Source organism: Streptomyces sp. NPDC044064 (assembly GCF_056434245.1).
On record NZ_JBWKFN010000011.1, the window covers coordinates 55,985 to 68,156 of the forward strand.

The following is a 12,172-nucleotide window of genomic DNA, read 5'->3' on the forward strand; positions in this document are numbered from 1 at the left end:
GGCGCTCCTGTGAACGTCTCGGACTGATCGGTGAATAGGAATTCACCTTATCGAGTGAATGGCCATTCACCCAAGATTTCACCCCGCACCGCGGCCGCCCGTCAGGCGAGCGGGGCGCGCCGGTTCCGGTGCGCCGTCGCCCTGGCGTGCAGAGCGCGGGCCGCCCTGGGGCCCAGCCAGCGCTTGAACCTGCGCAGCACCTCCAGCCGCCCTGCCGCCTTGTCGATGCCGTAGTAGAGCTGCGGCGGGACGTACGGCAGCAGCGGGGAGTGGCGCTGGCCGAGCAGGGCGAACATGCGGTGCGGGGGCAGGTGGATGTAGCGGGGCAGGTTCTCGTACCACCGGGCGCTGTAGCGGGCGGCGCTCTGCGCGCAGAGCAGTTCGGACCTGCGCTGCCGTTCGTAGGCGTCGAGCGCCTCGGGGAGGGTCGCGTGCTCGCCCAGGGCGGCGGCGAGGCACAGGGCGTCCTCCAGGGCGAGGGTGGTGCCCGCGCCGATGGAGTAGTGGGTGGTGTGGGCGGCGTCGCCGAGCAGGACGAGGTTGCCGCGGTGCCAGGTGCGGTTGGTGAGGGTGCGGAAGGTCGGCCAGGGGGCGCCGCGGCCGGCGACGAGGGGGTGGCCGTCGAGGATTTCGGCGAAGAGCTTCTCCAGCAGCGCGAGCCCCTCGCCCTCGTCCGTCCGGTCCAGGCCGAGGCCGGTGAGGGTCTGCGGGGAGCACTCCATGACGCAGGTGCTGTGTTCGCCGCTGTAGCCGTAGCCGTAGCACCAGATCCAGCCGTGCTCGGTCTCCACGAAGGCGAAGGTGAAGGCGTCGAAGACCTTGGTGGTCCCGAGCCAGAGGTAGTGGTTGCGGCCCTCCGCGAGCTGCGTGCCGAAGTGGTCGGCGTGGCGGGTGCGCAGCGCGCTGTGGACGCCGTCGGCCGCCACGACCAGGTCGGCCCCGGGCAGGTCGGCGGCCGTGACCTCGCTCTCGAACTCCAGCCGCACACCGAGGGTCCGGGCGCGCTCCGCGAGGATCTCCAGGAGGCGGTGGCGGCCGATGCCGTGGCCCTCGTCGCCGGGCTGCCGGGTCACCTGGTCACGGACGTGGGCCACGCCCTGGTTCCAGCGGACCGAACTCTCCTCGATCGCGCGCGCGGACTCGGGGTCGTGCTCGTGGAGCCGGTCGAGCAGCGCGCGCCAGTACGTGACGCCCCAGCCGTAGGTCGAGCCCTCGGGGTCGCGTTCGTGGACGGTGATGTCGTGGGCGGGGTTCTGCCGCTTGAGCAGGATGGCGAGGTACAGGCCCGCGGGCCCGCCTCCGACACAGACGACCTTCACGCACACACCCCTGACGATCACCGCTCGTGACTGAACGGCACCGCAGGGTAGCAGGGTTGAAGGGTGCGGCCGGACTTCCGGATCGCGTCAGTCTGGCGCGGTGACCCGCGCCACTCGGGCGGATCGCGGACGCGAAAGATCACCGGATTCCTGGACGCCCCGGCAAGGAATTCCCCGTTCCGCAGCAGAAGAGCCCATCTCCACAGCAAGATCATCTTGGTTCAATCTTCCACGACATGTGGCCAATTGTCCGGATCGCAGCCAACCGGTTCCGGGCGATTTCTTCCCCTCCCGAACGGCCAGGTAGGCATGCGGAGTCACCACTCGAACTCCCCCACAGGAGGACACGCATGCCCGAAATCACCCGGCGCCGCGCGCTCACCGCGGCGGCCGCCCTGGCCGCCACGGCCTCGGCCGCCGCGCTCGTCGCTCCCGGCGCCTCGGCCGCCGAACACCCGCACGGCGCACCGGATTCCTTCGACGAGGTCTACAAGGGCCGCCGGATACAGGGCCGTCCGATGAGCATGGGCGGTCACCACCACGAACACGGCGGCGGCTACTCCGTGTTCGTCGACGGGGTGGAGCTGCACGTGATGCGGAACGCGGACGGCAGCTGGATCAGCGTCGTCAGCCATTACGACCCGGTGCCCACGCCGCGCGCCGCCGCCCGCGCCGCGGTGGACGAGCTGCAGGGCGCCGCGCTGCTGCCGTTCCCCGCCAACTGACCGCCCCCGCAAGGACATCCGGAGCACCACGCACATGACCGTACGCAAGAACCAGGCCACCCTGACCGCCGACGAGAAGCGCCGTTTCGTCAACGCCGTCCTCGAACTCAAGCGCAGCGGGCGCTACGACGAGTTCGTCCGCACGCACAACGGCTTCATCATGGCCGACACCGACAGCGGTGAACGGACCGGCCACCGCTCCCCGTCCTTCCTGCCCTGGCACCGCAGATTCCTGCTCGACTTCGAGCAGGCCCTGCAGGCGGTCGACTCCTCGGTCGCCCTGCCGTACTGGGACTGGAGCACCGACCGCACCGTACGCGCCTCGCTGTGGGCGCCGGACTTCCTCGGCGGCACCGGGCGCAGCAGCGACGGCCGGGTGATGGACGGCCCGTTCGCCGGGTCAACCGGCAACTGGCCGATGAGCATCCGCGTGGACGGCCGTACGTTCCTGCGCCGCTCGCTCGGCACGGCCGTGCGTGAGCTGCCGACGAGCGCGGAGGTCGAGTCCGTGCTGGCCATGTCGACGTACGACATGGCGCCGTACAACAGCTCCTCCGACGGCTTCCGCAACAACCTCGAGGGCTGGCGCGGGGTCAATCTGCACAACCGGGTCCACGTGTGGGTCGGCGGGCAGATGGCCACCGGGGTCTCCCCCAACGACCCGGTGTTCTGGCTGCACCACGCCTACGTCGACAAGCTGTGGGCCGAGTGGCAGCGCCGGCACCCGGACTCCGCCTACGTGCCGACCAGCGGGACGCCCGACGTCGTCGACCTGAACGACACGATGAAGCCGTGGAACAACGTGCGCCCGTCGGACCTGCTGGACCACACGAAGTTCTACACGTTCGACAGCTGATCAGGCCTCGGCGGTACGGCACTCCGGGTGGCCCCAGCCCTGCGCGTTCTTGGCGATGGACTCGCCGGCCGCGTAGCTGCGCCCGCACAGGCAGCGGCCGGGGAACTTCGCCTTGATGGTGCGCGAGGACGCTCCGCCGTCGGTCCGGCGGGGCGCCTTGCGGCGCGGGGCGGCCGCCTTGGGGGTGTCGGGCGACGGGGGCGGCTGCGGGGAGCCGAGGGCACTGCCGGCCTCCTCCTGGACCGAGGCGGCCTGGCTTGCGGCTCGGTCGGCGAAGTCGTTCAGCGGGTCGCCGTCGATCTGGTGGGCGGGCACGTAGCGGAACTCGACCGAGCGGCCGTCGAGCAGCTCGTCGATGCGGACCACCAGCTCCTGGTTGGCGACCGGCTTGCCGGCGGCCGTCTTCCAGCCGTTGCGCTTCCAGCCGGGCAGCCACGTGGTGACCGCCTTCATCGCGTACTGCGAGTCCATGCGGATCTCCAGCGGCACGTCCGGTTCGACGGCCGCCAGCAGGCGCTCCAGCGCGGTCAGTTCCGCGACGTTGTTGGTGGCCCGGCCGAGCGGGCCCGCCTCCCAGCGGGCGGGGGTCCGCTCGTCGTCCGAGACCACCCATGCCCATCCGGCCGGTCCGGGGTTTCCCTTCGAAGCCCCGTCGCACGCGGCCACCACACGTTCACGCATGCGGTCGATCATGCCACGGCCGCGCCGGCCACCGCTCCGTACCTGGTCGGAACCTGGTCAGATCTCCTGGAAGCTGGGCCTGTCGCCCTCGGTCGTCGTGGTGTCGATCACGGAGAAGTTGGCGCCCTGCGGGTCGCTGAGCGCCGCGAACCGGCCGAAGGGGCTGCTCATGGGCCCGAAGCGAAGAATGCCGCCCAGCTTGACGGCCCGGGCCACGGCCGCGTCGCAGTCGTCGACGCCGAAGTACACGTTGATGTACGACGGGATCTCGGGCGGGAACTCGTCGGTCATCCGCATCCGGCCCAGGACCGTGTCGTCGCCGAGGTTGAAGACACGGAAGTCGACCCCGTCGTCCTCGAGCTGCTTCGCCGCGTACGGGAAGACGGCCGTGAGGAAGGTGTCCGTTTTATCGGGGTCGCGGGTGAAGACCTCGGCCCAGGTGTAGGCGCCCGGCACCGCCGTCGCCTCGAAGCCCTCGTGAACACCTGCCTGCCACACGCCGAACACGGCACCACTGGGCTCGAGAGCCAGGCACATCGTGCCGAAGTCACCGACCTGCATCGGCTCCATCAGCACCTCGCCGCCGCTCTCCCGGATCCTGGCCGCGGTGGCCGCGGCGTCCGGCGACGCGAAGTACAGGCACCACTGCGACTGCCCCTCCTGGCCGGGCATCGGCGGCACGACCGCGGCCACCGCCCTGCCGTTCGCATAGGCCTGCGTGTAGTTGCCGTACTCCGACGACGCTTCGCCGAAGGTCCAGCCGAGGACCTCGCCGTAGAAGTTCTTGGCGCCCTCGACGTCGGTGAACATCGCGTCGGCCCAGCAGGGCGTTCCCTCAGGTTGCACGGCCATGGTCGCGACCCTCTCCGGTGAGGCGGATTGTCCGTATTCTCACGCTAGTCATCCCTGGGTCGGCCCGCGCGCCGAACGGGTGAACCTGCCCGACACTGGACGGGGGAGCCGGGAGGGACGGCGGGCTTCGGCGAGACGGAGCGCGGAATGTCTGAGTTGACGGCGACGACAGGGACGACACGGGCGTGGTCGCTGACCCGGCCCGCGCCGGTGGAGGAGGATCCCCTCCGGTTCGTCGAACGACCGGTGCCCGTGCCCGCGGACGACGAGCTGCTGGTCCACGTGCGCGCCTGCGGAGTGTGCCGCACCGATCTGCACGTCACCGAGGGGGACCTGCCGGTGCACCGGCAGGGGGTGACCCCCGGACACGAGGTGGTGGGCGAGGTCGCCGGGTTCGGGACGGGGGTCGAGGGTTTCACCGTGGGCGACCGGGTGGGCGTGGCCTGGCTGCGGCACACCGACGGCGCGTGCGTGTACTGCCTGCGGGGCGCCGAGAACCTGTGCCCGCGGTCCCGGTACACCGGCTGGGACGCCGACGGCGGCTACGCCGAGTACACGACCGTACCGGCGGACTTCGCCTACCGGCTCCCGGGCGCACTGGACGACGTGCCACTGGCGCCGCTGCTGTGCGCCGGGATCATCGGCTACCGCGCGCTGCGACGCGCCTCGCTGCCGCCGCGCGGCCGGCTCGGGCTGTACGGGTTCGGGGGCAGCGCCCATCTGTGCGCGCAGGTGGCCATCGCCGAGGGCGCCACGGTGCACGTCCTCACGCGCGGCGCGGCCGCCCGGCAGCTGGCCCTCGAACTGGGCGCCGCCTCGGCACGCGACGCGTACGACCTGCCGCCGGAGCCCCTCGACAGCGCGATCCTGTTCGCTCCGGTCGGCGACCTGGTCCCGGTCGCGCTGCGGGCGCTGGACCGCGGCGGTGTCCTGTCCGTGGCGGGCATCCACCTGAGCGACGTACCGCCGCTGCACTACGAGACCGACCTCTTCTACGAGAAGGAACTGCGCAGCGTCACCTCCAACACACGCACGGACGGACGCGAGTTCCTGGAGAAGGCCGCGCTGCACAAAGTCCGCGCGACGACGCACACGTATCCCCTGTCGCGGGCGCCACAGGCCCTGAAAGACCTCAAGGCCGGACGCTTCGACGGGGCAGCCGTGCTGGTGAACGATCTTTCCTGAGCGCAAACGTGAGGATTCACCGCGTGCGGAGGCAGAGTTCAGGCTCGTGATCACGAACACCGACTCGCAGCGCTCTCGACGGCGGGTTTGCACCACTGTTGATCAAAGGCGCCCCCTTCGCGCTGTACCCGAAGATCACGAGTCCTGTTTGGCTGGTCGGAGCGCACCGGCACCCCGCGCACCACCGACCCATCCCCATCACCCCCGTTCGCCTCTCCGCAGGAGGGAATGTGTCCACTCCGGACATCGCCACCGGTTCCGCAGTCGACGAGCCCGATCCCGGGCCCCCGACCGACGGGCAGCTCACCAGCCTGAGCACGCGGGCGGCCCGCAACCTCGCCACCACGACCAAGTCCGAACCGCAGATGCAGGCCATCACCTCGCGATGGCTGCTGAAGACCCTGCCGTGGGTGGACGTCAAGGGCGGCACGTACCGGGTCAACCGCCGTCTGCAGCTGCGTACCGGGCGCGGGCGCGTGCACTTCGAGCAGAACGGCGCCGACGACATCCGGGTCATTCCCGGGACACTGACCGAACTGCCCATCCTGCGCGGCTACTCCGACCTGGACGTGCTGCGGGAGATGGCCACCCGCTTCCGGCCCCGGGAGGTGCGCCCGGGCCAGGTGCTGTTCGAGGCCGGACAGCCGGTCACGGAGGCGTACCTGGTGGTGCACGGCCGGTTCACCCGGTTCGCGGCCGGCAAGTACGGCCAGGAGGAGATCGTCGGGGTCGTCACGGACGGCGACCAGATGGGCGACGAGGCGGTCGGCCAGTCCGACCCGCTGTGGCTCACCTCGGTGCGCGCGGAGACGGCGGGCGTGGTGCTGGCGCTGCCCTGGGACGTCGTCCAGGAGTTCACCGAGCGGGTGCCGTCCCTCGCCGCCCATCTCCACGCGTACGTCGAGCAGCAGCGCAGGCCGATGAACCGCAAGGGCGAGGCGGAAGTGCCGGTGCAGGCCGGCCACGTCGGCGAGCAGACACTGACCGGCGGCTTCGTGGACTACGAACTCGCCCCTCGTGAATACGAGTTGTCACTCACCCAGACCGTGCTGCGGGTGCACACCAGGGTCGCCGACCTCTACAACAGCCCGATGGACCAGACCCAGCAGCAGCTGCGCCTCACGGTCGAGGAGATCCGTGAGCGCCAGGAGTGGGAGCTGGTCAACAACCGCGAGTTCGGGCTGCTGCACAACATCGACTACGGGCAGCGGATCAGCTCCTTCACCGGGCCGCCGACGCCCGACGACATGGACGAGCTGCTCTCCATGCGCCGCAAGACCAAGGTGTTCCTGGCGCATCCGAAGGCGATCGCGGCCTTCTTCCGGCAGTGCAACCGGCGCGGTCTGATGCCCGCCTCCGCGAACATCGACGGGCACGAGATCCCGGCCTGGCGCGGTGTCCCGATCTATCCGTGCAGCAAGATCCCGATCAGCGACGACCACACCACCAGCATCATCGCGCTGCGCACCGGCGAGGCCGACCAGGGCGTCATCGGCCTCTACCAGACCGGTATCCCGGAGGAGTTCCAGCCGGGCCTGAACGTCCGCTTCATGGGTATCGACACCGCCGCGATCATCAAATACCTCGTCACCGCCTACTACTCGCTGGCCGTCCTGGTCCCCGACGCCGCGGGGATCCTGGAGAACGTCCAGCTCGGCCGTACCGCCGACTGACGGCCTGGAGCACGCCATGAGCACACCCATCCACTCCTACGCACTCCCCGGGCCGCCGAACATCGCCCAGAGCCTGCGCCGGCCGCGGCGCACCGGCGTGATCCCCGGACTGCGCTACCAGCCGGCCGTTCCCGCCGACCCGGAGAAGGCCGCCGAGATCGACCGCCGGCTCGAGACCTGGGCCCGCGACCTGGATCTGTTTCCCGAGGCCTGGACCGGTGACTTCTCGGACTTCCAGTTCGGCCGGGCCGTCGTGCTCCAGCATCCGGGCGCTCTCGACCTGGACCGCCTCACCGCCGCGGGCAAGCTGCTGCTCGCCGAGAACATCGTCGACTCCTGCTACTGCGAGGAGGACGAGGGCCGGGGCGGATCGCGGCGCGGCCTCGGCGGCCCGCTGATCATCGCCCAGTCGGCGCTCGACCCCTTCCACGGCATCCCGGAGCTGGAGGAGGAGTGGCGGGAGGGCATCCGGGCCGACGGTCCGCTGCGCTCGTACCACTTCGCCCTCGCGGACTACGCGGCCATCGCCACGCCCAGCCAGACCGGCCGGTTCGTGCACGACATGGCCCGGCTGCACATGGGCTACCTGGGCGAGGCCGCCTGGATGGAGACCAAGTACGTGCCGCGGGTCTGGGAGTACCTGGTGATGCGGCAGTTCAACAACTTCCGTCCCTGTCTGTCGCTCGTCGACGCGGTGGACGGCTACGAACTGCCCGAACAGGTCTACGCCCGGCCGGAGATCCAGCGGATCACCGCCCTCGCGTGCAACGCCACCACGATCGTCAACGACCTGTACTCCTTCACCAAGGAGCTGGCGAGCGATCCGGACCATCTCAATCTGCCCCAGGTGGTCGCCGCCAACGACCGGCGCGGACTGAAGGCGGCCTATCTGAAGTCCGTCGAGATCCACAACCGGATCATGGAGGCCTTCGAGGAGGAGTCCGCCCTCCTGGCCGCCACCTCGCCCCTCGTCGAGCGCTACGCCCAGGGGCTGTCCGCCTGGGTCGCCGGCAACCACGAGTGGCACTCGACCAACACCAGCCGCTACCACCTTCCCGACTACTGGTGATCACACCAGTTCTCCGAAACACCGTCAGACGCACTTCGAGGAGTCACTGTTGACCACCGCCCCTGTCGCCCGGAAGACCCCCACGTCAGCTCCGGTGCCGACCCAGTCCACGTACCAGACCCGTGTCGCGGACTACTGGAACGCCGAGGAGAACCCGGTCAACCTCGAACTCGGAAAGATCGACGACCTGTACCACCACCACTACGGCATCGGGGACGCCGACTGGTCGGTACTCGACGAGCCCGACCCTGACCTGCGCAGGAAGCGGGTCACCGGTGAACTGCACCGTCTGGAACACGCCCAGGCCGAACTGCTGGCCGGCCATCTCGGCCCGCTCACCCCCGCCGACCGTGTCTTCGACGCCGGCTGTGGCCGGGGCGGCGGCAGCGTCGTGGCGAACCTGCGCCACGGCTGCCACTCCGACGGTGTCACGATCTCCGCCAAGCAGGCCGAATTCGCCAACGCGATGGCCCGCAAGCGGGGCATCGACGGCAAGGTGCGCTACCACCACCGCAACATGCTCGACACCGGCTTCGAGTCGGGCGCGTACGCCGCCTCGTGGAACAACGAGTCCACCATGTACGTCGAGCTGGACCTGCTGTTCGCCGAGCACGCCCGGCTGCTGCGCCGTGGCGGACGGTACGTGGTGATCACCGGCTGCTACAACGACACCTACGGGCAGGCCTCGCGCGAGGTGTCCCTGATCAACGCGCACTACATCTGCGACATCCACCCGAGGTCGGAGTACTTCCGCGCGATGGCCCGCAACCGGCTGGTGCCGGTGCACGTCGAGGACCTGACGCAGGCCACCGTCCCGTACTGGGAACTGCGCAAGGAGGCTGACCACCTGGTCACGGGCATCGAGGACACCTTCCTGTCCGCGTACCGCAACGGCAGCTTCCAGTACCTCCTGATCGTGGCCGACCGGGTCTGATCCCGGCAGGCCGACGGGCGGGGGCGGTGTCCGACGACGCCGCCCCCTCTCGGTATTTCGCTCGACAGGGGGCGCGCCGGGCCGTTGGATGGGGGCCCATGTGTGCGGTGAAGATGCACGAGGACGAGGTCGCGATCGACGCTGCGCTGGTCGGGCGGATGATCGCGCGGCAGTTCCCGGCCTGGGCGTCGCTGCCCGTCCGGCGCCTGGAGTCCTCCGGCACCGAGAACGCGATGTTCCGGCTGGGGACGGAACTGGTGGTGCGGCTGCCCCGGCGTCCCGGCGCCGTGGCCGACGTGGTGCACGAGCAGCGCTGGCTGCCGCTCCTCGGGGCACGCGTTCCGGTGGCCACGCCCGAGCCGGTCGGGCTCGGCGAGCCGGACGAGGGCTTTCCGTGGCCCTGGTCGGTGTACCGCTGGCTGGAGGGGCGCAACCCGGTCGCGGGTGCCGTCGAGTCGCCGGAGCGTTTGGCCGGGGAGCTGGGGGCGTTCGTGGCCGCGCTGCGCCGGACCGGCCTCGGGGACGGGCCGTCCGCCGGCCGGGGCGTCCCGCTCGCGAACCGCGACGAGCCGACCCGTGCGGCCCTGGCGCAGCTCACCGGCAGGATCGACACGGATCCGGTGACAGCTCTGTGGGAGCGTGCGCTGCGCGCCCCGGCGCACGCCGGGCCACCGGCCTGGATGCACGGCGATCTGTCCCCGGGGAACGTGCTGGTGGCCGACGGGCGGCTGAGCGCGGTGATCGACTTCGGCTGCGCCGGGACCGGCGATCCCGCCGTGGACCTGATCGTGGCCTGGAACCTGCTGCCCGCGACCGCCCGCGACACCTTCCGCAAGACCGTGGGCGCCGACGACGCCGAGTGGGCGCGCGGGCGGGGCTGGGCGCTGTCGATCTCGCTGATCCAGCTGCCGTACTACTGGCACACCAACCCGGCGCTCGCGGAGAACTCCCGGCATGTGATCGCCGAGATCCTTGCCGAGGCCGGCTAGGGCCTGTCGTCACATTCGCGGGGCGGACGGGAAGGTGACGACGGGCCCCGGCGGCCCGGCCCGTCGCGGGACGGCCTACTCGCCCGCGTACGCCTTGTCCAGCTCGGCGATGTCGAGCTTGCCCATGCTCAGCATGGCGCGGCTGGTACGGGTCGCCTTCTCCGGGTCCGGGTCACCGATCATGTCGATAAGGCGGTCGGGGACGACCTGCCAGGAGACGCCGTACCGGTCCTTGAGCCACCCGCAGGGGCCGCCCTCGCCGCCGTTCTCGGTGAGCCGGTTCCAGTAGTGGTCGATCTCCTCCTGGTCGGCGCAGAAGATCTGGAACGAGATCGCCTCGTTGAACCTGAACTGGGGGCCGCCGTTGAGCGCGACGAACTTCTGCCCGTTGGCCGTGAACTCCACGGCCACCACGGAACCGGCCGGTCCGGGCCCGGCCTCGGTGAAGCGGCCGACGCGGCCGACACTGGAGTTCTTGAAGATCGACACGTAATAGTCGGCGGCCTCCTCGGCCTGGCCGTCGAACCAGAGACACGTGGTGAATCCGTCGGTGGTCATGCGCACCTCCTGGGGCGTGGAACACGGTCATGTGTATCGACCGGCCCGCGCCCCGAAACTCATCGGCCGGCCACCGACCGGCCTCCCGGGGACCCGGCCCGCCGGGCACTAGCATCCGGGCCATGACGTCTGCGTCCGCCGAGACCATCCGGCCGTTTCGACTGTCGGTCCCGCAGAGCGATCTGGACGACCTCCACGACCGTCTCGACCGCACCCGCTGGCCGGCCGAGTTGCCGGGGGCGGGCTGGGAGTACGGCGTTCCCGACGGCTACCTGCGGGATCTGGCCCGGTACTGGCGGCACGAGTACGACTGGCGGGCCGCCGAGGCACGGCTGAACGAGTGGCCGCAGTTCACCACCACGGTGGACGGGGCGCACGTCCACTTCGCCCATGTGCGCTCCCCCGAGCCGGACGCGACCCCGCTCATCCTGACCCACGGCTGGCCGGGTTCGATCGTCGAGTTCCTGGACGTCGTCGGGCCGCTCACCGACCCGGTGGCGCACGGCGGCGAGGCCGCCGACGCGTTCCATGTCGTGGTGCCGGGGCTCCCGGGCTTCGGTCTCTCCGGGCCCACCACGCAGCCCGGCTGGGAGGCGGCCCGGGTCGCCGACGCCTGGGCGGAGCTGATGCGGCGGCTCGGCTACGAGCGCTTCGGCGCGCACGGCGGCGACTGGGGCGCGGTGATCTCCCGGGAGCTGGGCCGCGCCCGTCCCGACCGGGTGATCGGCGTCCACCTCACCCTGCTGCCGGGCGCCCAGGCCGCCACCGAGCCCGACGCGGAGGAACTGAGCGGGCTCGGCGCGCGGGAACGGGAGAACACCCTCGCCTCGTGGCGGCGGTGGGCGCAGTGGTCGCGCGAGGGCACGGGCTACGCCGTCCTGCAGTCCACCCGGCCGCACACCCTCGGGTACGCGCTGACGGACTCGCCGGTCGGTCAACTCGCCTGGATCGTCGAGAAGTTCCGGGAGTGGACCGACTCCGAGGAGGTGCCGGAGGAGGCCGTCGACCGGGACCGGCTGCTGACGAACGTCATACTGTACTGGCTGACCGGAACGGCCGGTTCGTCCGCGCGCATCTACTACGAGCGGGCCCACGCGCACGGCCGTACCGCGCGCCCCGCCGAGCCGTCCACGGTGCCGACGGCTCTCGCCCTGTTCCCGGCCGAGCTCCAGATCCCGCTGCGCCACAGGGCGGACCGGACCGAGAACATCGTGCGCTGGACGGAGTTCGACCGGGGCGGGCACTTCGCGGCCCTGGAGGAACCGGACCTGCTGGCGGCCGACCTCCGGGCCTTCTTCCGGCAGCTCCGCGAGAAGGGCATCGGCTGAGCG

The 12,172-nt window shown here is 70.8% G+C and carries 12 protein-coding genes; 8 read left to right on the forward strand and 4 right to left on the reverse strand.

Annotated elements, in window-relative coordinates; translation table 11 throughout:
- Nucleotides 1-101: 101 nt before the first annotated feature.
- Nucleotides 102-1,325, reverse strand: coding sequence for an FAD-dependent monooxygenase (locus AC07DS_RS19255; RefSeq protein WP_479147127.1), 1,224 nt, complete (start codon nucleotides 1,323-1,325; stop codon nucleotides 102-104).
- A gap of 344 nt (nucleotides 1,326-1,669) precedes the next feature.
- Between AC07DS_RS19255 and melC1 the strand changes: the two genes are divergently transcribed.
- Nucleotides 1,670-2,044 carry an apotyrosinase chaperone MelC1 gene (melC1, locus tag AC07DS_RS19260; RefSeq protein WP_479146806.1) on the forward strand — a complete coding sequence of 125 codons (375 nt, stop codon included), beginning with the start codon at nucleotides 1,670-1,672 and terminating at the stop codon, nucleotides 2,042-2,044.
- A gap of 34 nt (nucleotides 2,045-2,078) precedes the next feature.
- A complete protein-coding gene (melC2, locus tag AC07DS_RS19265) occupies nucleotides 2,079-2,900 on the forward strand; it encodes a tyrosinase MelC2 (RefSeq protein ID WP_479146808.1) in 822 nt (273 codons plus the stop codon).
- Here melC2 and AC07DS_RS19270 read toward each other — a convergent pair whose 3' ends face one another.
- Nucleotides 2,901-3,593: a ribonuclease H family protein gene (locus AC07DS_RS19270; RefSeq protein WP_479146811.1), complete on the reverse strand. Its 693-nt coding sequence runs from the start codon at nucleotides 3,591-3,593 to the stop codon at nucleotides 2,901-2,903.
- A 45-nt stretch (nucleotides 3,594-3,638) separates the two neighbouring features.
- Nucleotides 3,639-4,433 carry a VOC family protein gene (locus tag AC07DS_RS19275; RefSeq protein ID WP_479146813.1) on the reverse strand — a complete coding sequence of 265 codons (795 nt, stop codon included), beginning with the start codon at nucleotides 4,431-4,433 and terminating at the stop codon, nucleotides 3,639-3,641.
- Nucleotides 4,434-4,580: 147 nt separating this feature from the next.
- Here AC07DS_RS19275 and AC07DS_RS19280 point away from each other — a divergent pair, with 147 nt between their 5' ends.
- The 5 genes from AC07DS_RS19280 (at nucleotide 4,581) to AC07DS_RS19300 (ending at nucleotide 10,283) form a co-directional block, all read left to right on the forward strand.
- Nucleotides 4,581-5,618 carry a zinc-binding alcohol dehydrogenase family protein gene (locus tag AC07DS_RS19280; protein ID WP_479146814.1) on the forward strand — a complete coding sequence of 346 codons (1,038 nt, stop codon included), beginning with the start codon at nucleotides 4,581-4,583 and terminating at the stop codon, nucleotides 5,616-5,618.
- Nucleotides 5,619-5,848: 230 nt separating this feature from the next.
- Nucleotides 5,849-7,291, forward strand: a complete 1,443-nt coding sequence (locus AC07DS_RS19285; protein ID WP_479146816.1) for a family 2B encapsulin nanocompartment shell protein — start codon at nucleotides 5,849-5,851, stop codon at nucleotides 7,289-7,291.
- A gap of 16 nt (nucleotides 7,292-7,307) precedes the next feature.
- The gene (locus tag AC07DS_RS19290) at nucleotides 7,308-8,360 is read left to right on the forward strand and encodes a family 2 encapsulin nanocompartment cargo protein terpene cyclase (RefSeq protein WP_479146818.1); all 1,053 of its coding nucleotides are present in this window, start codon (nucleotides 7,308-7,310) and stop codon (nucleotides 8,358-8,360) included.
- A gap of 49 nt (nucleotides 8,361-8,409) precedes the next feature.
- Complete coding sequence (locus AC07DS_RS19295) at nucleotides 8,410-9,294, forward strand: geranyl diphosphate 2-C-methyltransferase (RefSeq protein ID WP_479146820.1); 885 nt, start codon at nucleotides 8,410-8,412, stop codon at nucleotides 9,292-9,294.
- A gap of 98 nt (nucleotides 9,295-9,392) precedes the next feature.
- Nucleotides 9,393-10,283 carry an aminoglycoside phosphotransferase family protein gene (locus AC07DS_RS19300; protein ID WP_479146822.1) on the forward strand — a complete coding sequence of 297 codons (891 nt, stop codon included), beginning with the start codon at nucleotides 9,393-9,395 and terminating at the stop codon, nucleotides 10,281-10,283.
- 75 nt (nucleotides 10,284-10,358) lie between these two features.
- On the opposite strand, the gene AC07DS_RS19305 is transcribed toward AC07DS_RS19300, so the two are convergent.
- Entirely contained in the window at nucleotides 10,359-10,841 is a 483-nt protein-coding gene (locus tag AC07DS_RS19305) for a VOC family protein (RefSeq protein WP_479146824.1), read from the reverse strand.
- 122 nt (nucleotides 10,842-10,963) lie between these two features.
- On the opposite strand from AC07DS_RS19305, the gene AC07DS_RS19310 reads away from it, so the two are divergent.
- Nucleotides 10,964-12,169, forward strand: coding sequence for an epoxide hydrolase family protein (locus tag AC07DS_RS19310; RefSeq protein ID WP_479146826.1), 1,206 nt, complete (start codon nucleotides 10,964-10,966; stop codon nucleotides 12,167-12,169).
- The last annotated feature ends 3 nt before the right edge of the window (nucleotides 12,170-12,172 follow it).